General features: G+C 73.8%; 17 protein-coding genes. 6 read left to right on the top strand and 11 right to left on the bottom strand.

Annotation, left to right across the window (positions count from 1 at the left end):
* Positions 1–153: 153 nt before the first annotated feature.
* Positions 154–1,791 (top strand): APC family permease, encoded by a 1,638-nt coding sequence (locus tag ACZ4O3_RS25895; RefSeq protein WP_467724470.1) that lies wholly within the window; start codon positions 154–156, stop codon positions 1,789–1,791.
* 74 nt (positions 1,792–1,865) lie between these two features.
* Entirely contained in the window at positions 1,866–3,089 is a 1,224-nt protein-coding gene (locus tag ACZ4O3_RS25900; RefSeq protein ID WP_362727654.1) for a 4-hydroxybenzoate 3-monooxygenase, read from the top strand.
* A gap of 29 nt (positions 3,090–3,118) precedes the next feature.
* On the opposite strand, the gene ACZ4O3_RS25905 is transcribed toward ACZ4O3_RS25900, so the two are convergent.
* Positions 3,119–3,496 (bottom strand): ArsR/SmtB family transcription factor, encoded by a 378-nt coding sequence (locus ACZ4O3_RS25905; RefSeq protein WP_362727652.1) that lies wholly within the window; start codon positions 3,494–3,496, stop codon positions 3,119–3,121.
* Between the two features lie 63 nt (positions 3,497–3,559).
* Here ACZ4O3_RS25905 and ACZ4O3_RS25910 point away from each other — a divergent pair, with 63 nt between their 5' ends.
* A complete protein-coding gene (locus ACZ4O3_RS25910) occupies positions 3,560–4,663 on the top strand; it encodes a cation diffusion facilitator family transporter (RefSeq protein WP_467724472.1) in 1,104 nt (367 codons plus the stop codon).
* Here the strand turns inward: ACZ4O3_RS25910 and ACZ4O3_RS25915 are convergent.
* Positions 4,660–5,214 (bottom strand): YbaK/EbsC family protein, encoded by a 555-nt coding sequence (locus ACZ4O3_RS25915; RefSeq protein ID WP_362727892.1) that lies wholly within the window; start codon positions 5,212–5,214, stop codon positions 4,660–4,662. The two genes, ACZ4O3_RS25910 and ACZ4O3_RS25915, sit on opposite strands and share 4 nt — an antisense overlap.
* Before the next feature lie 31 nt (positions 5,215–5,245).
* A complete protein-coding gene (locus tag ACZ4O3_RS25920) occupies positions 5,246–5,818 on the bottom strand; it encodes a helix-turn-helix domain-containing protein (protein ID WP_467724474.1) in 573 nt (190 codons plus the stop codon).
* 115 nt (positions 5,819–5,933) lie between these two features.
* Between ACZ4O3_RS25920 and ACZ4O3_RS25925 the strand changes: the two genes are divergently transcribed.
* Positions 5,934–6,791 (top strand): EamA family transporter, encoded by an 858-nt coding sequence (locus tag ACZ4O3_RS25925; RefSeq protein ID WP_467724476.1) that lies wholly within the window; start codon positions 5,934–5,936, stop codon positions 6,789–6,791.
* Between the two features lies 1 nt (position 6,792).
* Here ACZ4O3_RS25925 and ACZ4O3_RS25930 read toward each other — a convergent pair whose 3' ends face one another.
* Positions 6,793–7,557, bottom strand: a complete 765-nt coding sequence (locus ACZ4O3_RS25930) for an acyltransferase (protein ID WP_362727896.1) — start codon at positions 7,555–7,557, stop codon at positions 6,793–6,795.
* A gap of 110 nt (positions 7,558–7,667) precedes the next feature.
* Here ACZ4O3_RS25930 and ACZ4O3_RS25935 point away from each other — a divergent pair, with 110 nt between their 5' ends.
* A complete protein-coding gene (locus ACZ4O3_RS25935; RefSeq protein ID WP_362727898.1) occupies positions 7,668–8,195 on the top strand; it encodes a gamma carbonic anhydrase family protein in 528 nt (175 codons plus the stop codon).
* 88 nt (positions 8,196–8,283) lie between these two features.
* On the opposite strand, the gene ACZ4O3_RS25940 is transcribed toward ACZ4O3_RS25935, so the two are convergent.
* Positions 8,284–8,928, bottom strand: coding sequence for a DedA family protein (locus ACZ4O3_RS25940; protein WP_362727900.1), 645 nt, complete (start codon positions 8,926–8,928; stop codon positions 8,284–8,286).
* A gap of 218 nt (positions 8,929–9,146) precedes the next feature.
* Between ACZ4O3_RS25940 and ACZ4O3_RS25945 the strand changes: the two genes are divergently transcribed.
* The gene (locus ACZ4O3_RS25945; protein WP_467724477.1) at positions 9,147–10,136 is read left to right on the top strand and encodes a lysylphosphatidylglycerol synthase transmembrane domain-containing protein; all 990 of its coding nucleotides are present in this window, start codon (positions 9,147–9,149) and stop codon (positions 10,134–10,136) included.
* 4 nt (positions 10,137–10,140) lie between these two features.
* Here ACZ4O3_RS25945 and ACZ4O3_RS25950 read toward each other — a convergent pair whose 3' ends face one another.
* The 6 genes from ACZ4O3_RS25950 to ACZ4O3_RS25975 are packed head-to-tail and all read right to left on the bottom strand — an operon-like array spanning position 10,141 to position 24,804.
* Entirely contained in the window at positions 10,141–11,196 is a 1,056-nt protein-coding gene (locus ACZ4O3_RS25950; protein ID WP_467724479.1) for a class I SAM-dependent methyltransferase, read from the bottom strand.
* Entirely contained in the window at positions 11,180–12,370 is a 1,191-nt protein-coding gene (locus ACZ4O3_RS25955) for a glycosyltransferase (protein WP_362725101.1), read from the bottom strand. Before ACZ4O3_RS25955 ends, ACZ4O3_RS25950 begins: the two co-directional genes overlap by 17 nt.
* Positions 12,367–13,182 (bottom strand): alpha/beta fold hydrolase, encoded by an 816-nt coding sequence (locus ACZ4O3_RS25960; protein ID WP_362725104.1) that lies wholly within the window; start codon positions 13,180–13,182, stop codon positions 12,367–12,369. Before ACZ4O3_RS25960 ends, ACZ4O3_RS25955 begins: the two co-directional genes overlap by 4 nt.
* 3 nt (positions 13,183–13,185) lie before the next feature.
* Positions 13,186–13,503, bottom strand: coding sequence for an acyl carrier protein (locus tag ACZ4O3_RS25965; RefSeq protein WP_362725107.1), 318 nt, complete (start codon positions 13,501–13,503; stop codon positions 13,186–13,188).
* Positions 13,500–18,026 carry a beta-ketoacyl synthase N-terminal-like domain-containing protein gene (locus ACZ4O3_RS25970; RefSeq protein ID WP_467724482.1) on the bottom strand — a complete coding sequence of 1,509 codons (4,527 nt, stop codon included), beginning with the start codon at positions 18,024–18,026 and terminating at the stop codon, positions 13,500–13,502. The genes ACZ4O3_RS25965 and ACZ4O3_RS25970 overlap by 4 nt, the downstream gene beginning before the upstream one ends.
* Before the next feature lies 1 nt (position 18,027).
* The gene (locus ACZ4O3_RS25975; RefSeq protein WP_467724484.1) at positions 18,028–24,804 is read right to left on the bottom strand and encodes an SDR family NAD(P)-dependent oxidoreductase; all 6,777 of its coding nucleotides are present in this window, start codon (positions 24,802–24,804) and stop codon (positions 18,028–18,030) included.
* Positions 24,805–25,342: the final 538 nt, after the last annotated feature.

Genomic DNA, 25,342 nt, shown 5'->3' on the forward strand with positions numbered 1-25,342 from the left:
GACCCTCGCTGACCTGTGCAAAGGCTTTCGCCAAGACAGGAAAGATCGAGGGTCAAGTTTTGGAAAACACTCTTCAGCCGAAGCGGTGCGCACCCATAGCTTGTGGCCCCTTACTCGTTAAATCTGCGTTCAGAAAATGAGAGGCCACTTGACATGGTGAGTGTCGAGAAAGCCGCCACGGAGGACATGACACCCTCGGGCGGCCTGAGGCGGGACGTCGGGCTGATCGGCCTGATGTGGGCCTCCGTGGGGTCGATCATCGGCTCCGGCTGGCTGTACGGCGCCCAGAAGGCCGTCGTGCAGGCCGGTCCCGCGGCGACCATCTCGTGGGTGGTCGGCGCGATAGCGATCGTGCTGCTGGCGCTGGTCCACGCCGAACTGGGCGGCATGTTCCCGGTGGCGGGCGGTACGGCCCGGTACCCGCACTACGCCTTCGGCGGACTGGCCGGCATGTCCTTCGGCTGGTTCTCCTGGCTGCAGGCGGCGACCGTGGCCCCGATCGAGGTCGAGGCCATGATCGGTTACGCCGGTCACTGGAAGTGGGCCCAGCACCTGGAGCACGCCGACGGCACCCTGACGGCGAGCGGCCTGCTGGTGGCCGTGATCCTCATGGCCCTGTTCGTCGGCGTCAACTTCTTCGGCGTCCGGGTGCTCGCGCACACCAACAGCGCCGCGACCTGGTGGAAGATCGCCGTACCGCTGGCCGCGATCTTCATCATCGCCGTCGGCAACTTCCACCCGGCCAACTTCCACTCCGAGGGCTTCGCCCCCATGGGTGCCAAGGGCGTGCTCGCCGCGATCAGCACGAGCGGCATCATCTTCGCGCTGCTCGGCTTCGAGCAGGCCATCCAGCTGGCCGGTGAGAGCCGCAACCCGAAGCGGGACCTGCCGCGCGCCACGCTCGGCTCGGTCGCCATCGGCGCCGTCATCTACGTGCTGCTCCAGGTGGTGTTCATCGCCGCGCTGCCGCACAGCACCTTCGCGCACGGCTGGGCGCACCTCCACTACGCGGGCGACAGCGGTCCCTGGGCCGGCCTCGCGACCCTGGTCGGTCTCGGCTGGCTGGCATGGGTCCTCTACCTCGACGCGATCATCTCCCCCGGCGGCACCGGTCTGATCTACACGACGGCCACCTCCCGGGTCTCCTTCGGTCTGGCGAAGAACGGCTACGCGCCGAAGATCTTCAGCAGGACCGACGCCCGCGGCGTGCCGTGGTTCGGCCTGATCATGTCCTTCGTGACCGGCGTGATCTGCTTCCTGCCGTTCCCCAGCTGGCAGGAGCTGGTCAGCTTCATCACCTCGGCGAGCGTGCTGATGTACGCCGGCGCCCCGCTGGCGTACGGCGTCTTCGCCGACCGGCTGCCGCACTTCGAGCGGCCGTACCGGCTGCCCTTCGGGAAACTGGTCTCCCCGCTGTCCTTCGTCGTCGCCAACCTGATCATCTACTGGTCGGGCTGGGGCACCCTGTGGCGGCTCGGCATCGCGATCGTGCTCGGCTACGTCCTGCTCGGCGGCTACGGCGTCTACGCCCACCGCAAGGACCTGCCGGACGCCCCCCGGCTGGACTTCAAGGCCGCGCAGTGGCTGCCCGTCTACCTGATCGGCATGGGCCTGATCTCCTGGCAGGGCGGTTTCGGCGGCCAGGGCCACATCGCCCTGTGGTGGGACATCGCGGTGATCGCCGCCTTCTCGGTCGCCATCTACTACTGGGCCAAGGCTACGGCTTCCACGGCCCAGGACATCGAGCGGAGCATCGACGAGGTCGTGGTCACCGACGCCCCGGCGCACTGACCCGCCCCGACCCGCGTGTCCCGTCAGCCACGGCGGCCCTGCCGTGGCTGACGGGACACGGTCATAATGCGGGGGTGACTCACCCCTCCCCCCACCTCAACTCCCCTGCCGAGGAACGCCGTACGGTCGTGGTCGTCGGCGCCGGACCTGCCGGGCTGACCGTCGGGAACATCCTGCGGGCCGCCGGCGTCGACTGTGTGGTCCTGGAGACCGAGAGCAGACCGTTCATCGAGACCCGGCCGAGGGCCGGGGTGATCGAGGAATGGGCCGTGCGCGCCCTCCAGCAGCGCGGCCTGGCCGACACCCTGCTGGCCCGGGCGCAGGTGCACAGCGAGTGCGAGTTCCGGTTCGGCGGCGAGCGTTTCCGGTTCGACTACGCACAACTGACGAATCGTCACCACTACGTCTATCCGCAACCGCTGCTGGTGACGGACCTGGTGCGGGAGTACGCGGACGTCCGCGGCGGGGACATCAGGTTCGGGGTGCGGGACGTCACCCTGCACGACCTGGAGACGGACCGGCCCGCGGTGTCGTACGTCGATCCCGAGAGCGGTCAACGGCACGTGCTGCGGTGCGAGTTCGTCGCGGGCTGCGACGGAGCCCGCGGGGTGACACGGGCCGCGGTACCCGACGGGCGGATGCGGATCTCCCGACAGGACTACGGCATCGGGTGGCTGGCGCTGCTCGCCGAGGCGCCGCCGTCCTCGGAGTGCGTGCTGTTCGGCGTCCATCCGAACGGTTTCGCCGGGCACATGGCGCGCAGCGCCGAGCTCACCCGTTACTACCTGCAGTGCCCGCCGGGCGACGACCCGGAGAACTGGTCGCACGACCGGGTCTGGGCCGAACTGCGCGAACGGCTCGGCGCGGAGGGGGCACCGCCGCTCACCGAGGGTCGGCTGGTCGAGAAGCGCGTGCTGGACATGCACAACTACGTGGTCGAACCCATGGTGTTCGGCCGCCTCTTCCTGGCCGGCGACGCGGGGCACCTGACCGCGCCGATCGCCGCGAAGGGCATGAACCTCGCGCTGCACGACGCGTTCCTGCTGGGCGACGCTCTCGCCGCGCACGTCACCAAGGACGACGACGCCGGGCTGGACGGCTACTCGCACGCCAGTCTGCGCCGGGTCTGGGACTACCAGGAGTTCTCCGGGTTCCTGTCCGGCATCTACCACGGGACGGCATCCGGCGACCCGTTCCTCGCGGGCACCAGCCTGGCGCGGCTGCGCAGGCTGTTCACGTCTCCCCCGGCGGCGACGGCCTTCGCCGAGCAGTACCTCGGCTCGGCCGCCGCGTTCTGAACACCGGCCGAAGCCCCTGCCGGAGAAGCTCAGCTCCCTTCTCCGGCAGGGGCTTCGGCGGACGTCTCGGTCAGGCGGTGGTCCGCCACCTTCAGCGCCTCGTCGACCAGCCGGCGCAGGTGACCGTGGCGCAGCGAGTACACCACCCGGCGCCCCTCCTTGCGCGTGCCCACCAGACCGGCCAGCCGGAGCCGGGCCAGATGCTGACTGACGGCCGGCCGCGCGGCGCCGCACACCTCGGTGAGGGTGCCCACGTCGGCCTCCCCCGCCGTCAGGGCGTGCAGCAGCGTCAGCCGGGTGCGGTCGCCGAGCAGGGCAAGGAGTTCGGCGGCGAGCGCGAACTGCTCCTCGCCCGGGCTGCGCGGATGCGCATGGTGCGCAGGTGACAGGTGCATGCGTGCGCTCATACGCACATAATGGCCTCGGGGGCGTCGCGTGTCCACGTCCCGCGCACCGGAGAGGGGAACCGCATGAGCCACCGGCAGCACCACGAGCACGCACCCGCAAACGACGGCCGGCACCACCCCGAGCAGGCGCACGCCCACGACGGGCACCATCACGGGCACGAGCAACCGCCTTCCTCGCCGGGCGGCCTCCGGCACCGGCTCGGCCATCTCCTCACCCCCCACTCCCACGAGACGGCCGACAAGCTCGACTCCGCCCTGGAGGCCTCGGCGCGGGGGATGCGGGCGCTGTGGGTCTCGCTGGCCGTGCTGGGGGTGACGGCGCTCGCGCAGGCGGTCGTCGTGGTGCTGTCCGGCTCCGTCGCGCTGCTCGGCGACACCGTGCACAACGCCGCCGACGCGCTGACCGCCGTACCGCTCGGCATCGCCTTCCTGCTCGGGCGCCGCGCGGCGAACCGCCGTTACACCTACGGCTACGGGCGGGCCGAGGACCTGGCGGGGATCGCCATCGTGCTGACGATCACCGGGTCGGCCGCGTTCGCCGCCTGGGCCGCGGCCGAGCGGCTGCTGGATCCGCGGCCGGTCGCGCACCTTCCGGCGGTGGCGGCGGCCGCGCTGGTCGGCTTCGCCGGGAACGAGTGGGTGGCCCGGTACCGGATCAGGGTGGGCCGGGCGATCGGTTCGGCGGCCCTGGTGGCCGACGGTCTGCACGCCCGGACCGACGGGTTCACCTCGCTGGCCGTGCTGCTGGGGGCGGGCGGCGCCGCACTGGGCTGGCAACTCGCCGACCCGCTGGTGGGGTTGGCGATCACCGCGGCGATCGTGCTGGTGCTGCGGGACGCGGCACGCGAGGTGTTCCGGCGGGTGATGGACGCCGTCGACCCGGAACTGGTGGACCGGGCCGAGCGGGCGCTGCGCGAGGTGCCGGGCGTGCGGGCCGTCGGTGAGCTGCGGCTGCGGTGGATCGGGCACCGACTGCGGGCCGAGGTGGCGGTGGTGGTCGACGGCGAGGCGACCGTGCGGCAGGCGCACGCGGTCGCGGTGGCGGCGGAACACGCGCTGCTGCACGCCGTACCCCGGCTGACGGCCGCCCTGGTGCACGCGGACCCGGCCCCCGCACCCGGCGAGCGGGACCCGCACCTGGTCCTGGCCCACCACGCCACTCCCTAGCCGCCCAGCCCCTCCAGCACGACCGCCCCCGGCAGTTCGGCGAACGCCCTGCCGGGCACGAGGAGTTTGCCGCGTCGGCGGCCGCTGCCGACCAGGACGTAGGGCAGGGCGACGACAGCCGGGTCCACCAGCAGGGGCCAGTCCTTGGGGAGTCCGATCGGGGTGATGCCGCCGTACTCCATGCCGGTCTCCCCGGTCGCCAGGTCCATCGGGGCGAAGGAGACCTTGCGGGCGCCGAGTTGACGTCGTACGACACCGTTGACGTCGGCCCTGGTGGTGGACAGGACCAGGCAGGCCGCGAGTGTCGTCTCGCCGCCGCGCCTGCCCGCCACCACCACGCAGTTGGCCGACCGCTCCAGCAGGTCGTGCCCGTAGTGCTCGACGAAGACGGCGGTGTCCGCCCACCGCGGGTCGGTCTCGACGTAGACGACCTGCTCGGCGGGGACGGAGCCGCTCCACCGCCGTACGGCGTCGGCGACCGGCGCGACCAGTTCGCCGAGGCAGTCGGGGGCGGGGGTAGCGGTGTCGAAGTCTCCGATGGGTGCGCGCATGTCCGCACGCTAACAGCCCGGCCGGCCGGGCTCAGGGCACGGGCGGGACGGAGACCGTCATGACCATCTCCATCGGCAGGTCCCCGGTGTTGCCGTACACATGGGCCGTGTCGGCCTCGAAGGAGGCGCTGGCACCGGTCGGCACGCGGTACTCGGCCCCGTCCACCGTGAGGGTCAGTTCACCGGCGGTGACATGGACGATCTCCACGGTGCCGGCCGGGTGCGGTTCCGAGGGGCTGCTCTCGCCCGGCATCAGCCGCCAGTCCCACATCTCCAGCGGGCCGGGGGCCTCGGTGCCAGCGAGGAGCCGGTTGTAGCTGCCGGCCTCGGTGTGCCACAGGCGTACGGCCTTGTCGACGGGGACGATCTGGACCTTGGGGCCCTGCTCGTAGTCGAGCAGTGTGGTGATGCTGATGCCGAGCGCGTCGCCGATCTTGACCACCGTGCCGATGCTCGGGTTGGTGCGGGCCTGCTCGATCTGGATGAGCATGCCCCGGCTGACCCCGGCCCGGGCCGCGAGCACGTCGAGGGTGAAGCCCCGCACCGCGCGCCAGTGCTTGACGTTGCGGGCCAGGGACTGGGTCAGCAGGTCGAGGTCCGACACGTTCCGTCCATCGTCGAGAGCATTGCGGTCCAATATTCTGAATGACAGAGTTTAACCAAATGAACTACGGTGGGCTGTACCTGATCGTTCACCGAACTGTACTGCGAGGCGGGCCGTGACAGCATTCTTCGCCCTGACCACCAGTCTCCTGTGGGGACTGGCCGACTTCGGCGGCGGGCTGCTCACGCGACGCGCCCCGGCGCTCACCGTCGTCGTCGTCTCGCAGGGCATCGCCGCGGTGGTCCTCGGCGTGGTCGTGGCCGCCACCGGCGGCTGGAGCGAGGGCGGGCCGCGGCTCTGGTTCGCGTTCGCGGCGGGCCTGGTCGGGCCGGTCGCGCTCTTCTCCTTCTACAAGGCCCTCGCCCTGGGCCCGATGGGCGTGGTCTCCCCGCTGGCCACGCTGAGCGTCGCCGTCCCGGTCGGGGTCGGGCTGATACTCGGCGAGCGCCCGGGGCTGCTCCAGTTCGCGGGGATCGCGGTCGCCGTCGGCGGTGTCGTCCTGGCGGGCGGTCCGCAGTTGCGCGGGGCGCCGGTCCAGCGCCGGACGATCCTGCTCACCCTGGTGTCGGCGGGTGGCTTCGGCACGGTGTTCGCGCTGATCACGGAAGCCTCCACCACGGTCACCGGCCTCTTCCTGGCCCTCTTCGTCCAGCGGCTGACCAGCGTGGCGACGGGCGGTGCGGCGCTGTGGCTCTCGGTGCGCATGGGCACGCCCGCGCTGCCGGACGGCGGCTTCGACTGGTCCACGGTGCCGACGCTGGGATTCGTCGGTCTCGCCGACGTCGCCGCCAACGGCACCTACTCGGTCGCCGCCCAGCACGGGCCGGTCACCGTCGCCGCGGTGCTCGCCTCGCTCTACCCGGTGGTCACCGCGCTGGCGGCCCGCGGTTTCCTCAGTGAGCGGCTGCGGGCCGTCCAGGCGGCGGGGGCCGGGCTGGCGCTGGTGGGGACGCTGCTGCTGGCCACCGGCTGACTCAGTTCTCGCTCTCCAGCGCGGCGAGTCTCGCCACGCCCTCCTCGTCCAGCTCGGCCAGCGCGCGCAGCTGTTCCGTGGTCGTCCCCGCCGGTATCGGGACCGGAGCGGGCGTGCGCAGCGGCGGCTGCCAGCCGGTCTCGGGGGTCCAGCGGCGTACCACCCGGGCGGGCGCGCCGGCCACCACGGCGTGGTCGGGCACCGTGCCCCGGACCACCGCGCCGGCGGCCACCACCACGTTCCGGCCGATCCGCGCGCCCGGCAGGACCACCGCGCCGGTGCCGATCCAGCAGCCCGGGCCGATCTCCACGGACTCCATGCGGGGCCACTGCCTGCCGATGGGCTCGTGCGGGTCGTCGTAGGAGTGGTTGGTGGAGGTGACGTAGACGTACGGGCCGAAGTAGCAGTCGCTGCCGATGGTGACGGTCGTGTCGGCGATGACATGGCTGCCGCGGCCGAGGACCACTCCGTCGCCGATGCGCAGGATCGGGTCGGGGCCGAGGTCGAGGTCGGGCATCAGGCCCGCGGTGAGGGTGACCTGTTCGCCGACGATGCAGTGGGAGCCGAGGTGGATCCAGGGTTCGCCGAAGACCGTGCCCAGCGGGAAGGCGAGGCGGGTGGCCTCGCCGATCGCGCCGAACCGGAAGCGGCCGGGGTGGTCGGCGGTGACGGACCCCGTGCGCTGCACCCAGGCCCAGCCCGCGTGCACCGCGCTCTGCGCGAGGCGACGGCACCAGGACGAGAACGTGTTCTTGGGCTTCGGCACGGGCTCACGCTACGCGGAGGGGGCCGCCGGCAAGAGGGCGGGCTGCTGTGATCTTCGCCCCAGACGGTGGGTTAGGTTGCCGTGGACGTCGATGACGAGGGGAGACCGTGATGACACGGAAGGCGCTGATCGTGGGGATCGGCGGGCGCGAGCCGAAGATCGAGGACGACGTGTTCGTGGCGCCGACCGCCTCGGTGATCGGTGACGTGACACTGCAGGCGGGGGCGAGCGTCTGGTACGGCGCGGTGCTGCGGGGGGACGTCGAGAGGATCACCGTGGGGGCCCAGGCGAATGTGCAGGACAACGCGACGCTGCACGCCGATCCGGGGTTCGCGGTGCGTGTGGGCGAGCGGGTGTCCATCGGGCACAACGCGGTGGTCCACGGGGCGACGGTCGAGGACGACTGCCTCGTCGGGATGGGGGCGACGGTGCTGAACGGGGCCGTGATCGGGGCCGGGTCGCTGGTCGCCGCGCAGGCCCTGGTGCCGCAGGGAATGGTGGTGCCGCCGGGGTCGCTGGTGGCGGGGGTGCCGGCGAAGGTGAAACGGAGCCTGTCGGAGGAGGAGCTTCAGGGCGTGACCCTCAACGGGACGCTGTACGCGGAGCTGGCGAAGGCGCATCGCGAGGCGCACGCATAGGTCCCAAGGCGGGTGCGGCGAGGTGGGGCCTGATCGCGCCCGCGCGGCCGAGCCGCACGTCGGCACGGCCCCGCGCCCCCGGGATCGCCTACTCGCCGGCGCCCACCGGTTCGGCTTCCTTCTCGGTGACCTGGACCTTCTTCGCCCTGCGCCGCACGATCAGCATGGAGGCGAGGCCGAAGAGGACCGCCGCCGCCAGACCCACGTACGAGAACCTCTTCAGCCAGTCCTCGGCGACGATCCCCACGTAGTAGACGACCGCCGTCGTGCCGCCCGCCCAGCAGATGCCGCCGAGCAGGTTCGCCGTCAGGAACTTCCAGTACGGCATGTGCAGGACGCCCGCCAGCGGGCCCGCGAAGATGCGCAGGAGGGCGATGAAGCGGCCGAAGAAGACCGCCCACATGCCCCACTTCTCGAAGGAGCGCTCGGCGGTGGCCACATGGCCCTCGCTGAAGTGTCTCGGGAACTTCCGGCCCAGCCAGGCCAGCAGCGGGCGGCCGCCCTTGCGGCCGATCGCGTAGCCGATGGAGTCGCCGATCACGGCGCCCGCGGTGGCGCAGGCGCCGAGCACGAACGGGTTGACGCCCGAGTGCTGGGAGGAGAGCAGCGCGGCGGAGACCAGCACGATCTCGCCCGGCAGTGGGATGCCCAGGCTCTCCAGCCCGATGACCAGCGCCACCACGGCGTAGACGGCGATCGCCGGCACCGAGTCGAGCCATTCCTGGACGTGCACCGCCGGATCCTTCCCTGTCGCGTGCTGCGTACCCCTGGAAGGCTACCCGGTCGGCCGGACGGAGCCGTGCCCCCGGCACCGGCCCGCCCCCCGGCCTTCGGTTTTCGGACATCCACCTGTCATACGGGGCGGGAAGGCTCCCCAGCGGTCCCGCATGCCTGCGGTCCCGCTCGCCTGCGGCTCCCCACCGCGGCCCGCCGTGGAAGGACAACGTCCCCGTGTCCTCACTGCCGTCCCTCTCGTCGCCCCGCTCCGACGCGCCCGGGTGCGCCCTGCCGGCACCCTCGACGGCGGGCCGCCCGCTCCGGCTCGCCCTGTGTCTGTCGCCGCTGCTCGTCGCGGCCGTCTGGGGGCTGACCAACCAGTCCCTGCTGTACGAGGGCGCCGGCCGGCTCGCCGGCGCCGAACCCTCCTGGCTGCTGGCCGCGGGCGGTATCACCTGCCTGACCTGGGTGCTGGCCGCCTGTATGCGGCAGGGTGCCGTGCCCGACCCGCTGCCGCCGGGGCTGCTGCTGGCCTCGCAGTTCGCCGCCGGCGCCGCCAACCACGCGCTGCCCGCCGGGCTGGGCGCCCACGCCGTCACCGTCCGTTTCCTGCGCACCCGGGGCGTCCCCCTGAACCGGGCCACCTCCTCGATCGCGCTGTACTCGGTGGCCAAGTCCGCCGCGAAGACGGTCGTGCTGATCGGGTTCCTGGTGTCCTCGTCCGCCTGGCGGCGGCTGGGCGAGCTGCTGCCCGACGGCGCGGTGCTGATACCGGTCGCGGCCGTCCTCACCCTGGTGGGCGTGGCGACGGCGGTCGTACGACCGCTGCGGCGGCCGATCACCGGGCTGGTGCGCTCCGCACTCGCCGACGCCCGGACGGTCCATGCCCGGCCCGCCCGGGCGCTGGCCCTGTGGGGCGGGGCCACCGCGCTGCCGCTGGTACAGGCGAGCGCGCTGGCCTGCACCGGGCAGGCGCTCGGGCTCGGGCTGCCCTGGGGCACCGTGGTCTTCGCGTTCCTGGCGGGGGGTACGGCGGGGGGTGCCGTACCGGTACCCGGCGGGGTCGCGGTGGACGCGGCGCTGGTGATCACCCTGGCCGCGTTCGGCTCCCCGGTGGCGGTGGCCACCGCCACCGTGATCGGCTACCGGGTGATCACCGACTGGGTGCCGCTGCTCCCGGGTGCCCTGGTGCTGTCGGCGATGATCCGCGCCAAGGCGCTGTGAGGACTCAGTCGCGGCGGGCCACGAGGCGGTAGGCGTTGGAGACACGCAGCCGGTGCGAGAGGGGCCGTACGGCGAACCGGTCCACGAGCGTGCCCGCGATCAGGGCCGGTATCCCGGCGAGGAGCAGCGCGGCACGTGCCGTCTTCCGCAGGGCGCCCGGCGGACGGGGCAGCCAGGGGGCGTCCTCGCGCGGTGCGGTGTGGTCCAGGGCGAGCCAGACGGCGGCCAGCAGGTCGACGGGGTCGTGCGCCTCGGCGTGCTGTTCGGCGACCACGGTGAAGCCCAGCTCGGTGAGGCGGGTGCGGAGGTTGGCCACGGGGATGAAGTGCAGGTGCTGCGGCTGGAGCCAGGGCAGCCACCAGCGGCCGAGCAGCCTGGCGTAGCGGCTCTGCGGGTCGGGGACCTCGATGAGGAGGTGGCCGCCGGGGCGTACCGCCCGGTGGGCGGCGCGGAGTTCGCTGTCGGGGTCGGTGCTGTGCTCCAGGTAGTGGAACATGCTGACCACGTCGTAGCGGGCGGCGAGGTCGGGGGCCAGCTCCGGGAAGGCGCCCCGGTAGGCGCGCTCCACGCGGCCCTCGCGGGCCGCCAGTTCGACGCCGTCGGTGAAGTCGAGGCCGTCGAAGGCGGTGCCGGGCAGCACCTCGCGGGCGGCCTCGCAGAAGTGGCCGTGGCCGGTGCCGACGTCGAGCCAGTTCTTGGGGGTGGCGTCGTGCGGGAGCACGGACTCGGCACGGCCCCGGTACATCTTGGTACGGCCGCCGAAGGTGCCGCTCATCTTCTCTTCGCCGAGGCCGTCGTAGAAGTCGCGGTAGTAGAACTCCAGGCCGGCGTCGTTCAGGCGCGGGTTCTGGAAGGTGTGCCCGCACTCCTGGCAGCGGTCCAGGAGGAAGCTGCCGGGCTTGTGCTGGAGCAGGTCGGTGGTGCGCAGCCGGGTGGTCAGGCGGCCGGAGGCGCACCAGGGGCAGGTGGTGCGGCGGGGTTGGAAGAAGCGGTCGACGCCGTCGGCCAGGTCCCGCTGGTAGGCGAAGCGCACCGCATCGATCTCACTCTGCTTGCTCATCGGGTCTCCTGAGGTGCGAGTCGACTGCCAGGGCTTCCAGGTGGGTCGCGGCGACCGGTGCACCGCCCGCGGCACGGAACGCGGCGCGGATCCGGGCCGCCGCGCTGCGCGGGCCGGGCTCGTACAGGACGGTGTCGAGGGCCTCGCCCAGCCGCTGGGCGGTGACCCGGCCGAACCGGACGCGGACGCCCGCGCCCGCGTCCACGACCTGCCCGGCGATCACCGGCTGGTCGTCCCGGATGGGGGCGACGACCAGGGGGACGCCGTGCCACAGGGCCTCGCACACGGTGTTGTGCCCGGCGTGGCAGACGACCGCGTCGACCCGCTCCAGCAGCGGGAGCTGGGGCAGCGAGGGCAGGATCAGGATGTCCTTGTCGTCGGTCGCGGGCGGCAGGGTGCCTCCGGGGTCGGCCACCAGCGCCTGGACCCGGTGGGCCCGTTCGCGTACGGCGGCCACGCACTCGGCGAGGAAGCGGCCGCCGATGCCCGCGTTGGCGGTGCCGAGCGAGACGAGAACCCGCTCCCGGCCCGGGTCCAGCCACTCCCAGGGGAAGCCGTCGGTCACCGGCCGTTCCGAGATCGACGGTCCCACATGGCGAACCGTCCTGTGCCCGCTCTTCCCTGCCAGTTCGGGGGTGGTGAAGGCGAGCGTCAGCTGCGGCGAGAAGCGCGGGTCGGCCGTGCCCGCCGGGTCGCCGATGCGGTCCCGGAGCTCCGCGAGCCTGACCCGGAGCCATTCGGCGACCTTGGGGATGCCGTCGTAGGCGCCGCCGAACTCGGCGGAGGTGGTCGCGGAGGTCGCCCAGGGCAGGCCGAGCCGCTCGGCCACCAGGGCGCCGGCGAAAGCCTGTTGGTCGGCGACCACGACATCGGGACGGAAGTCGTCGACGGCCGCCCGGACACCGGGTGCCATCGCCTCGGCGAGCGGCACCAGGAACCATTCCCACAGGAACTTCAGCGCCTCCGCGCCGCGCAGGCCGGCGGGGCGCTCGCCCGCGGCCGTGCCCGCGCAGGGGTACACCCGCGCCTGCGGTCCCGCCAGCCGGCGCAACAGCCCGCTCTCCGGGCAGACCCAGGCCACCCGGTGCCCGCGCGAGCCGAGTTCGGCGGCGACGCCGACGGCCGGGTTGATGTGCCCGACCAGGGGCGGTACGACGAAGAGGAACCCGCTCACCGGACGCCGGCCGCACGCGTCCGGCTGACCGAGTGGATCAGCTCCATGATGTGTCCGCCGACCGCGCCGGCCGCCTCGACCAGCACGGAGTGCTCGTGTCCTGGCAGCACCACCGACCGGTAGTCCGCCAGCAGGTTCTCCTTCAGCGGGACCACGTCCACCAGGTCCGAGTCACCGCCGTACACCCCGAGGACCGGGCAGCGGACGGCGCTGATCTGCTCCTCGGTGAGGACCCGGCTGGCGGGGATGTCCCTGCCGAGGCTGGTCTCGCGGGCCAGACGGGCCGCGCCCCTGGCCAGGCGGGCGGTGTTGTGGCTGCGGTTCGCGGTGATCCAGGCGATGGCGTCCGGCTCGTTGTACGCGAGTTCGGTGACGACCCGGTGCAGGATGCCGCCGAGCTTGTCGGCCCAGGCGGGGGTGGCGGGCTCGGACTCGATGAGGGTGAGGCTGGCGGCGCGTTCGGGATGGCGGGCCGCGTAGCCGAAGGCGATGGTGCCGCCGTAGGAGTTGCCGACGAGGTGGACCGGGCCGGTGATCGACAGCCGGCCGAGCAGGGCCTCCAGGTCGTCGATGTTGTGGTCGAGAGTGTAGCCGCCGGCCGGCCGGCCGCTGCGGCCGTGCCCGCGCAGGTCGTACATGACCACGTCCAGGCCGGACGCGGCGAAGGCGGGCGCCACGGTGAAGTAGTAGCTGGCCAGGCTGTCGGTGAGCAGCCCGTGCACCAGGACCACGGTGGCGACCGGGTCACGGCCCTCCCTCGGGCCCATGCGCTGCACGTGCAGCCGGATGTCTCCGGTGTCGACGATCGCCATGGTTCAGCCCGCCTCCGTCGCCTTCAGGCTCCACACGACGAACTCGACCAGCCGTCCGACGGTCAGCCCGATGATCTCGTCGAACTCCATCCCGGCGAGGAACTCGGCGAAGTTGACCCGTTTTCCGTACCGCTCCTCCAGGAGCCCGGCGAGGGTGACCAGGTCGATGCTCTCCAGCTCCAGATCGCGGTTGAAGGTGGTGCTCATACGGATCTCGGCGTCGTCGTCGCCGTACTCCTCCAGGAGGGTGCGGAGCATCCGGGTGAGGTCGGCGAGCACCGCCTCCTCGTCGGCGCGGACTTCGGGCTGGATCGGATTCATCGCGGGTCCTCCTCTGGTTCTGCGGCTGCCGGTCCGGTCGTCCAGGCCACGACGTAGTCGCGGTCCGGCAGTGCGGGGGGATTGCGGACCGGCGCGCAGTGCACCGGATAGGCGCGTTCCAGCCGGCCCGAGACCAGCAGCCGGCTGCCGTCCGGGGCCGCCTCCAGGACCGCGAAGTCCCTCGGGCGGCCGTCGAATCCAGTGCCCTCCGCCTTGGCGACGGCCTCCTTGGCGGCCCAGAACCGGGTGAACCACAGCGCCGTGGAGCCGGTTCCGGACAGCTTGTGCAGCAGGCGCAGTTCGTCCGCGCCCAGGGCGGCCGCCAGGGCGGCCGGGTCACGTCCGGTGACCTCTTCGAGGTCGATGCCCGGCCCGGGCCCGGGCCGGTGCGGCCGTACGATCGCCACGGCCGCCTCGGCCCGGTGCGCGAGCGAGACGTCCAGCGGGGGCAGTGTGCGGCCGTGCACGCCGGTCACGTAGGGGCGGCCCGACTCGTCGTTTCGGACGTGGAGTTCGGCGGGGAAGACCGGGCCCTCGCCGTGCCGCCAGAGCCACTGCCGGACCGCGTCCTTGACGGCGATCCGGCCGAGCAGCCACTGTCTGCGGCCGCGTGGCGCGTGCTCGGCGTACCGCGAACGCTCGGCTCCGCCCAGGGAGTTGCGCATGATCAGTTCACGGGAGGCGAGGTCCGGCCAGCGTTCGTGGACGAGCGCCCAGCCGCCCGGCCGGGCCTCGGAGAGGGTGTTGCGGTCGGGGAAGCGCTCGACGGGGCGGGTGTGCGGGTCGTTGTCGAAGCGCCGGTCCTGCCAGCCCCGGATCCGGGCCCACACCCGGTCCTCGACGGTCAGCTCCACGTCCGCCTCGAGGACGGTGTCGGTGAGCGAGGTGACCCGGACCAGGCAGCCGACCTCGGTGCCGGGTGCGGGATGCGGGCCGTGGAAGCGGATCTCCCGCATGCCCACCGGGAAGACGACGGTCCGCTCGGTGCGGGTGGCCATGATCCAGTAGCCGAGGAGCTGGCCGACGTTGTCGAGGAGGGCTCCCGGGGCGGCGGGCGTGGTGATCACTCCGCGGATGTGCCGGTCGCCGATCGCGGTCAGTTCGGTGACGCCCTGGAACGCCGGGCCGTGGAACATCCAGCGCTCGGCGTAGAGCTGGGCGGCGGTGTGGTCGGGGGTGCGTTCGGGGGCCGGGGCCGCGGTGGGGACGGCGGACGGGGACGCGTGGCCGGCGGCGAGCTCCACGACCGCGCGGGCGGTGGGACCGAAGGCGGCCGCGACCCGGCCGGGGCCCTCGGGGGTGACGGTGACGAGGACGTCGACGGGGGGCGTGGCGGTGAGCCAGCGGTCGAAGCGGGCGCCGTGCACGGCCACCGCGCGCAGTCCGCTGGCCTCCTCCGCCGCGTCCATCAGGTGCCGGACGATGGTGGTGGCCGGGACGACCGGCCAGCGGTCCTCGACGTCGGGCCAGTCCGGGCGTTGCGGGTGGAAACAGTGGTCGAGCAGGTGGGGCATGGTGTCCGGGGAGACCCGGACGGTGGTGGTGCGGGCCTCGGCGGGCGGGGCGGCGGGCGGGGCCGACGGCAGGGGTGGAACCGGTGGAATCCCCGCGACCGGGGGGACCTGTGTCCGGTGCGCGGTGAGGACGGCGACCGCGGTGTCCGCGGTGTCGCGCAGCAGCGCGTCGAGTTCGGCGGCGGCCGGGAAGCGGGCGGCGAGGTCGTCGAGCGGGGACGGGCCGACGGGCGCGGCCGGCCGGCCCAGCTCGGCGCGGAGCCGGTGCAGGACCGGGCCGTCCAGGGAGACCAGGGCGCCGTCCAGGTCGAGCCGGACGGGCGGACGGTGTCGTACCGCGGTGCTCGCGCCGCCCGCGTCGGGGCCCGCCGGTGCCAGGGCCGGTGCCACGTTCGCGCCCGCCGTCCACAACGCCGTCGCCACCCGCCGGAGTTGGGCGAGCCCGGAGCGGTGCGGGGAGTTGGCGGCGACCGCCAGGTGGTCGCGGTCGCCGAGGGTGTCCGCGATGAGGGAGGCGAGCTGCCCGGGGCCGGTCTGGACGAAGGCGCGGTGCCCGGCGTCGTACAGGGCCTCCACCAGCTGCCGGAACCTGACCGGCTCCAGCAGGTGCCGTACGAACAGCTCGCGCACCTCCGCCTCGGCCTGCGGGAAGGGGGCCGCGGTGGTGCCGGACCAGACCGGGACGACCGGCCGGTGCAGCCGGAAGCGCTCGGCGGCCGCCTTGATGGGCGTCAGGTACGGCTCCAGCATCGGCGTGTGGAACCCGGACCGGAACGGCAGCACCTGGCACAGCACGCCGTCGGAGCGGAAGGCGCGGACGAAGTCGGCCACCGCCCGGTCCGGACCGCAGACCATCGACTGGCCGGGCGCGTTGTCGTGGGAGAGGACGATCCCGGCGTCCGCCCAGTCGTCGTCCAGGGCCGCCAGGACCCGCGCGGCGGGGGCCCCGACAGCGGCGAAGGCGAGGCCCGGCACGGTGACCGAGTCGGGGTCGAACCCTGCCATGAAGGCGTCCACCTGGTCGCCGGAGTAGAGACCGGCGGCCACCATCGCCGTCCACTCGCCGACGCTGTGCCCGGCCACGGCGTCCGGGACCACGCCCATCCGGCGCAGCGCGGTGTCCAGGAGACGCCCCACGCCGACGACACCGAACCCGTGACGGCCCACGTCACCGACCCGTACGTCCCGATCGGCGGGGCCGGTGACGGCGGGGAGGCCGAAATGGGTGGCGATGTCGTCGACGCGGGGAGTGAACTCGCCTTCCAGACCGGGGAAGACGAAGGCCAGTCTGCCGGTGTCCAGGAGCGGTGCGGGGCGGAACCACACGTCGTTGCGGCCCTGCCAGGCGCGGTCCCTGCCGACTGCGCGGCGGGCGAGGGCGAGCCGTTTGGCGGTGGGGCCGACGATGCCCAGCCGGGCCGGACCGGCCTGCGGGTGGGCGCGGTCGGGGGCCAGGCCCGCGAGGAGGACGGCGGAGTCGTCGGCGGCGAGGGCGGCGGCGAGCCGGTCGGGGGTGGGAGCGGCGAGGAGCAGGATCCGCTCGGGCTCGGTGACCGCCATGACGGGCGCGACGGCGGCGGCGCGCCTGCCGGGTGCCTCCTCCAGCACCACATGGGCGTTGATCCCGCCGAACCCGAAGGCGTTCACCCCGGCCCGGCGCACCGGCCGGCCGGAGGCGGTCTCCCAGGGCTCGGCCCGGTCCAGGGTGCGGAAGCGGGTCCGTGCGAGGGCCGGGTGCGGGTCGTCGCAGTGCAGGGTGGGCAGCAGGGTGGCGTGGTGCAGGGCGAGGGCCGCCTTGACCAGGCCTGCGACTCCGGCGGCCGGCATGGTGTGGCCGATCATCGACTTCACGGAGCCCAGCACGGCCCGCTCGGTTCGGTCGCCGCCCGGTCCGAACACCTCCGCGAGGGTGGTGAGTTCGGCTCCGTCGCCGGCGGGGGTCGCGGTCCCGTGCGCCTCCAGGAGCCCGACGGAGTGCAAAGCCGTGGGATCCAGACCGGCGGTCCGCCAGGCCTGCCGGACGGCGTGCGCCTGGCCGCCGGGATCGGGGTTGACGAGTGAGGCGGTACGGCCGTCGCTGGCCACGCCCGTGCCCCGGATGACGGCGTAGACACGGTCGCCGTCGCGTTCGGCGTCGGCCAGGCGTTTGAGGACGACGACCCCCGTGCCCTCACCGATGAGGATGCCGTCGGCCTCGCGGTGGAAGGGGCGGATGCGCTGGCTCGGGGAGAGCGCGCGCAGCTGGGAGAAGACGCTCCACAGCGTGATGTCGTGGCAGTGGTGCACACCGCCGGCGAGCATCAGGTCGCAGCGCCCGGCAGTGAGTTCGGTGACCGCCTGGTCGACGGCGACCAGCGAGGACGCGCAGGCCGCGTCCACGGTGTAGGCGGGGCCGCGCAGGTCGAGGCGGTTGGCGATCCGGGAGGCCGCGAGGTTGGGGACCAGGCCGATCGCGGACTCCGGGCTGGCGGGCCCGAGCCGGTCGGTGAACGCCTCCCGCACCCGGGCCAGTTGGCCGGGGGTGAGGTCGGGCACCAACTCGCCCAGGGTACGTACGAGTTGCCCGGCGGTCCGGACCCGCTGGTCGAGCCGGACCAGACCGGGTGTGAGATAGCCGCCCCGGCCCAGCACCACACCGATCCGGTGCCGGTCGGGCAGTCGGTCCGCGCCGCCGGCGTCGGCGATCGCGGCGGCGGCCACGTCGAGGGCGATCAGCTGGTCGGGCTCGGTGCCGTCGACGGAGTTCGGCATGATGCCGTGCCGGGTGACCTCCACCTCGGCCAGGCCGTCCACGAAGCCGCCGCGCCGGCAGTACACCTGGTCGGGGACGGCGGGCCCGGACGCCGAGCCGGGCCGGTAGTAGTCCGCGTCCCAGCGTCCTTCTGGCACCTCGCCGATCGCGTCCACGCCGTCGCGGAGGTTTCTCCAGTACGCGTCGAGGCCCGCGGCGCCGGGCAGCAGCACCGCCATGCCCACGATCGCGACCGGTGTCGGGCGGTCGTCGGTCATGTCACCAGCCCGACGCGGTGTAGACGACGGCACGGACGGACTCCGCGCCCCAGGCCAGCTCCCGCAGCAGCGCGGCGGCGCCCTCGTCGGGGTCGATCAGCCCGACCCCGCGCCGGGCGTACTCACGCCCCAGCTCCGGGCTGACCATGCCGGTGTGGCCACCGGTCGGAGCCCACGGCCCCCAGTGCACGGTCAACGCCCGGTTGCCGGTGCGGTCCGCCCAGTCGGCGCCGAGGCTCTCCAGGGCGTCGTTGGCGGCGGCGTAGTCGGCCTGGCCCCGGTTGCCGAGGACGGCGGAGACGCTGCCGAACAGCACCGCGAAGCCCGGCCCGTTGGGCAGTTCCTCAAGGGCGGAAAGCAGGGTGGCCGCGCCGCTCGTCTTCGTGCCGTAGACCCGCTGGAAGGACTCCGGGGTCTTCTCGGCGATCAGCCGGTCCTCGATCACCCCGGCCGCGAAGACGACCCCGTCCAGGCGGCCGTGGTCGGCGTGGATCTCCTTGACGGCCTGGAGTGCGGCGTTCCGGTCGCGGAAGTCCACGGCGCGGTAGCGCACCTGAGCGCCGAGCGCGGCGAGTTCGTCCAGCGTGGCGGCGATCTCCCGCTGGGCGAGGATCAGTTCGGCCTCCCGGTTGACCTCGGCGGGCTTGCGTCCGCCCCGGGCGGCGAGGGCCGTGCGGAGTCCGGCGGGGGTCCTGGCGGCGGCGGTGTCCGGGGCCTCGGGTCCGGTGGGCGCGGGTGTCCGGCCGAGCAGTTCGACACGGCAGCGGCAGGCGGCGGCGAGGGCGGCCGCGAACGTGGCGGTGATACCGCGGGCCCCGCCGACCAGCAGCACCACGGAGTCCCGGTCGAGCCCGAGCGCGGCGGCCTCGGCGGCCCCCTCTCCGCCGGGTCCGGCGCCGGTGCTGCCGAGCGGGCCCAGCGGCACCTCGGTCAGCTCCAGTCCGTGCCGGCCGGCGGCGGTGCGCAGGACGACGGGGGCCGGGGCGGGTGCGAGCAGTTCGGCGAGCAGCGCGTCGGCGACGGCGGCCGGTGCGGTGTCCTCCATGGTCACGACCCGGGCGAGGGTGTCCGGGTATTCCCGGGCGACGGTCCGGAACAGCCCGTGGAGTCCGGCCGAGCGGGTGGCGTCCTCGCCCTCGGCGGGCCGGGCGGCCAGCAGCCAGCGCGGACCGCGCGCCAGGGCCGCCCGCAGCACGGGGAAGGCGTCCGGCAGCACGGGAGTGTCACTGCCGGGCAGCGCGCCCAGGTACAGGACGCCGTCCACGGTTCCGTCGGATTCGCCGAGCCGGTGGTCGGGGCCCACGGTCACGGCCTCGGCGCCATGCGCGCGGAGCCGATCCGCCAGTGGGGCGCCGTCCCCGAGGATCACGAACCGGCTGCCGGAGAGCAGGGCGGCCGGATCGGGCACGGTGTCCGGTTCCGCCAGCGCGACGGGGCGCATCTCGAACCGCTTCGGCGCCCCGCCCGGGGGGATCTCCTCGACGGTGCCGGCCGTGGCCGTCTCCTCCTGCCGTCCGGCGGTGCCGACCCGTGCCTTCAGCCAGCCGGAGACGGCGGCGGCCGTCCGCGCCTTGGCCAGTTCCTCCAGCTCGGCGTCGTCGAGGGTCTCCGCCCCGCCGGCGAAGCCGAGGCGCTTGGCCAGCTCCCCGGCGATCTCGGCCCGTTTGATGGAGTCGATGCTCAGGTCCGCCTCCAGGTCGAGGTCGGGCTCGATCATGTCGGCGGGGTAGCCGGTGCGCTCGCTGATGATCTCCAGGACGACCCGCTCGACGTCGGTCTCCGCGGCCGCCGGCTCCGGCTGGGGCGCGACGGTATCGGCGGGCGCCGGGGCCGGTACGGGCGCCGGGGCGGCGGCGAGGACGGGCGCGAGCTGCTGCGGCGACACCGGCGCGGCGGGCACCGCCCCCGGCGCGGCCCCGAAGTAGGTGAGCAGCACGTCGCGCTGGGCGGCGATCATCTCCCGGCTGGTGCGCAGGAATTCGGAGATCAGCGCGTCCCGGTCGGCCGGGGCGCCGTGCGGCTGGTTCGTCGTCACAGTCGTCTCCACGACTCGTCGGGCCGGTACGAGGGCACCGGGCAGGAGGTCTCCGGCGGCGGTGCGCACGAGCTGTCCGTCGACCGTCCAGCCCGGCCGCGGGGGTGCCGGGGTGCGCAGGGCGTCCACCGCGTCACGGCCGCGCAGCAGCCAGGCGGTGCGGACCGGCGCCCCGGCCACGGCCAGCCGGGCGAGCGCGTCGAGCCAGCCGCGCAGTCCGCTGTCGGCGCGGGGTTCGCAGGCCACGGTGGTGTGCGGGCGGTCGCCGAGGATCTGTCCGACGAGCCGGGTCAGGACGGATCCGGGTCCGGCCTCGACGAAGATCCGCGCTCCGGCCTCGTACATCGCCTCGATCTGGGCGGCGAAGGCGACGGGTGAGCCGATCTGGGCGGCGAGTTCGGCGCGTACCGCGCCGGGGTCCGCCGGGTAGGGGGCGGCCGTGCGGTTGGACCACACCGGGAACTCGGGCGGCCGTACGGCCGCCTCCGCGAGGACCTCGGCGAACCGGTGTCCGGCACCGGCGACGACCGGGCTGTGGAAGGCGCAGGCCACCGGAATCCGCTTGGCGCCGAGCCCGCTCTCGCGCAGCCGCCGCACGGCCTGGGTCACTTCTTCGGTGGGGCCCGAAATCACGGTCTGCTTGGGCGAGTTGCGGTTGGCGACCACGACCGAGCCGGGGATCCCGGCGGTGCGCAGCGCGCGCTCGACGTCCTCGGCGGCGCCGGACACGGCGGCCATGGTGCCCGGTTCGTCGCCCGCGGCGGCCAGGATCGCGGTGGCGCGTTCGGTGCTCAGTTCCAGGAGGGTTTCGGGGGTGAGGGCGCCGGCCGCCCCGAGGGCGACGAGTTCGCCGTAGCTGTGTCCGGCGGCCATGTCGGGCCGGATCCCGGCCGCCGTCAGCAGGGCGTGGGCGGCGAGGCCGGTGATGCCGAGGGCGGGCTGGGCGGCCCGGGTGTCGGTGAGGGCGGCCCGGTGGCGCTCACGGGTGGCGTCGTCGAAGGCGGCCGGCGGGTAGAGGGGGCCGGCGTGGGCCCGGCCGAGCTGGAGGTAGTGCTGCAGTTCGGGGAGGGCCACGAGGACGTCGGCGAGCATGCCGGGGCGCTGGCTGCCCTGGCCGGGGAAGAGGAACGCGATCTTGCCGTCGGCGTCCGCCCGCGGGCCGGCCAGGTGAAGGCCGGCGGCCGGGGTGTGCTCGCCCGCGAGGATCCGCCGCAGCTGCCCGGCCAGCTCGTCCGGGTCACGCGCCACCACCGCGGCCCGCACCGGCTCGTGCGAGGCGTCCGCGCGGCGGGCGGCGGCGAGCGCCAGGTCGCGCAGCCGCCAGGACCCCGTCTCGGCGGCCCGCAGGATCTCCTCGACGCCCCGGTGCGCGGCCCTCTCGTCCCGGCCGCGGAACAGGAACAGCTCGGCGGGCCACAGGTCCAGTCCCTGCTCCGGCGGCACCGCGCTGTCGTAGGCGCCGAGCACCACGTGGAAGTTGGTGCCGCCGAAGCCGAACGCGCTGACCCCGGCGATCCGTTCCGCCGCCGGAGCGGCCCAGGGCCGGGCCTCGGTGTGGAAGGCGAACGGGCTGTCCTCCTGTTTCCAGGCCGGGTTGGGCCGGTCGAGGTGCAGGGTGGGCGGCTTGACGCCGGTGTGCAGGGCGAGGGTGGTCTTGATCAGTCCGGCGAGTCCGGCGGCGCACTTGGTGTGTCCGATCTGGGACTTGACCGAGCCGAGCACACAACCGCCGTTGACCGCGCCCGCCTCGGTGAACACCTCACTGAGGATGGTCAGTTCCGTGCGGTCGCCGACGACGGTCCCGGTGCCGTGCGCCTCCACCAGGCCGACCTGCGCCGGGGACACGTCCGCGTTGCGGTACGCGCGGAGCAGCGCGGCCCGTTGCCCCTCGGGTCGCGGTGCGGTCAGGCCCAGGGAGCGCCCGTCGCTCGACGAACCGAGCCCTTTGATCACGCCGTAGACGCGGTCCCCGTCGCGCTCGGCGTCGGCCAGCCGTTTGAGGACGACGCAGGCCACGCCCTCGCCGAGGGCGATGCCGTCGGCGGAGCCGTCGAAGGCGCGGGAGCGGCCGGTCGGCGAGAGGGCGTGCACGGAGGAGAAGAGGACGTAGTCGTTGATGCCGTTGTGCAGGTCGGCGCCGCCGCACAGCACGACGTCGCTGGTGCCGGCGGTGAGTTCCTTGCAGGCGACGTCGACGGCGGCGAGCGAGGAGGCGCAGGCGGCGTCCACCGTGTAGTTGGCACCGCCCAGGTCCAGGCGGTTGGCGATCCGCCCGGAGATGACGTTGGCGAGCATGCCCGGGAAGGAGTCCTCGGTGAGCCCGGGCAGTTGCGCGTCGAGGCCGTCGGGGACCTTGCCGTAGTAGGAGGGCAGTACGGCCCGCAGGGTGGCGGCGTTGGAGAGGTCGCTGCCGGCCTCGGCGCCGAAGACCACGGAGGTGCGGGAGCGGTCGAACTCCCGTCCCCGGGCGCCGTATCCGGCGTCGTCCAGGGCGCGCCGGGCGGCCTCGAGGGCGAGCAGCTGGACCGGTTCGATGTGGCCGAGGGAGGCGGGCGGGATGCCGTAGCTCAGCGGGTCGAAGGGGATGGCGGGCAGGAAGCCGCCCCACCGGGAGGTGGTGTGGCCGTCGGCGTGGTGGACGGCCGGGTCCCAGCGCTCGGCCGGTACCCCGGTGACCGCGTCGTGTCCGCCGACCACGTTCGCCCAGAAGGTGGCGAGGTCGGGGGCGTGCGGGAACATCCCGGCCATCCCGACGATCGCGATGTCGAGCGGGGCGGGGGCGGGCGGCTCCGCACGCTGTTCGGGTGCCGGGCGGCGGCGGGCCAGGTAGTCGGCGGCGCCGTCGGTCACGGCGTGGTGCAGGGCGGCCACGGTGGTCGTCGCCGAGCGCAGCACGGCGACCTCCCCGGCCATGAACATCCCCTCGTTCAGCTGGCGTTGCTCGTCCACAGGTGCGAGCTCACCGCCGTCCGGGCGGTCCACGCCCTTGCTGGCGATACGCAGCCGGCCGACGTTGAGCCGCTCCAGCTCCTCCCACAGCTGCCGGTCCCGCACCCCGTCGGCCCGCAGTTCCGCCTCGCGCTTGTGGTAGCCGACGGTGAACGGGCTGGGCACGCAGCGCGTGGCGTGGCCGGGCGCGGTCTCCAGCAGTGCTGTCGAGGCGGCGGCCATGACCTGGCGCTGGAACAGCGGCCGGATCGCGCCCCGGTCCACGGCCTCCTCGGTGAACAGGTAGGCGGTGCCCATGAGGAGGCCCACGGCCGCGCCCCGGGCGGTCAGCGGCGCGGCGAGCGCGGCGGCCATCGCCGCGGAGCGCTCGTCGTGGATCCCGCCCGCGAAGAACACCTCCAGGCCCTCGGCCTGCGGGAAGTCCTCCAGGACGGCGAGCTGGGCCTCCCACAGCGGGAAGCTCGCGCGCGGTCCGACGTGGCCGCCGCACTCGGAGCCCTCGAAGACGAACCTGCGGGCCCCTGCTTCCAGGAACTGCCGGAGCAGCCCGGGTGAGGGCACATGCAGGAAGGTGCTGATCCCGGCCCGCTCCAGCGCCTCGGCCTGGGCGGGGCGGCCACCCGCGATGATCGCGTGGCTGGGCCGCAGCTCCCGTACGGCGTCGAGCTGGGCGGTCCTGAGTTCCTCGGGGGCGAAGCCGAGCACGCCGACGCCCCAGGGCCGGCCCTCCAGTGCCCTCCTGGCCTCGGTGAGCATCTCCCGGGCGCGGGCGCCGTCGGCCAGGGCCAGGGCCAGGAAGGGGAGCGCCCCGTCGGCGGCGACGGCGGCGGCGAAGGCGGCCCGGTCGCTGACCCGGGTCATCGGGCCCTGGGCGACGGGCAGCCGGGTGCCGAGGGCGCGGCTCATGGCGGAGGCACCGGGCCGTAACGCGTCCGGGGCGACGGCGTCGCCCTCCCGGATCGCCGCCGTCAACTCCCTTACGGTCCGCCGTACATCGCCCCACCGCTCGGCGAACCGGGCGGCGAGGAAGCCGTCCTGTCCGACCGGCAGCAGCTGGGTGCGCGGGTCCTCGGCGCCCAGCAGCGCGGCGACCGCGGCCGGGTCGTCGGCGGGTGGGCGCACGGCGTCCGGACCACGCCGGTGCAGTACCCGGTGGCCGGCCAGGACGGTGGTCTCGGAACCGTCCAGGGAGCGCAGTACGGCTGCCGTCGCCTCGGGCAGCCGGGACTCGGCGAGCAGGGCCAGCTGGCTGTCCAGGACGACTCCGGCCGCGCCGCCGGCCACCGCGGCCGCCGCGGTACGCGGTCCGATGCCTCCGCAGGCCCACACCGGGACGCACAACTCGGGTGTGCCGAGTAGCTGTTGGAGGAGCACGAAGGTGCTGAGGCCGCCGACCCTGCCGCCGCTCTCGGCCCCCCGGGCGATCAGCCCGTGGGCCCCGGCCGCGACCGCCTCGCGGGCCCCGGGCAGGCCGGTCACCTCGGCCAGTACCCGGACGTGCGGGGGGAGCCGGCCGGCGGACCAGGGCGCGTCGGCGGCCAGGACCACGGTGTCGGGCAGTTCGTCGAGGTCTTCGGGGGTGAGCGCGCAGCCGGGGGCGACCCGCACGCCGTAGGGGGCCCGCACCGCCCGTTTCAGCCGGGCCAGCGCCTCCCGGGTTCTTCGGTCACCGCGCCCCAGGTCCAGGACACCGAGTCCGCCCGAGGCGCAGACCGCTGCGGTGAGCCGGTGGTCGGGTTCTCCGAACGGGGTGACGCACATGATCAGGTCGACGGCACGCACAGGGAACGTCATGATGCTCCGAATAATCGGGAGGACAGCACGGTGGGGGATGTGTGCGGCGGAGTGCTCGGGGTGAGGCCCCCGGAAAGTAGCGAGTTCATTACTCGCGGGTCAATAACGGAACGGCCCTATCACGCCCGGGGGCATTGATTCGGCCAGTCGGGGAAATTCACCGCAAGAGCCGAAAATCAGAGCAATCCACTGCATCGAAACGGCTTCGGAACCGGTGGAGCGACGCCGTCACACCGCCACAAGTCCGTCAAAGCGCCCGGGTCATTCACCCGGCACTCACCCCGGCGCAACACCCCGTGCGGGCGCGCCCAGCTCTGTAAATTCGAGATGACTTCGGTCCGCTGGCTCGATCGTGGCACACCAAGAACGCGTGACGGCCACTCCGGTACGAAACCTGCACCAACCCTGACCCAAGCCTGACAAAAACCTGTCCCCAAGCGTATTACTTCACATGAAACACGCGACGGGGAAAATCCTCGTAAACCCTGAAGGAATGCGGCCGGAGAGCCTTCGCCCGCCGGCCGCTCATTGACATGGA

This window comes from Streptomyces sp. NPDC026515 (assembly GCF_055567595.1).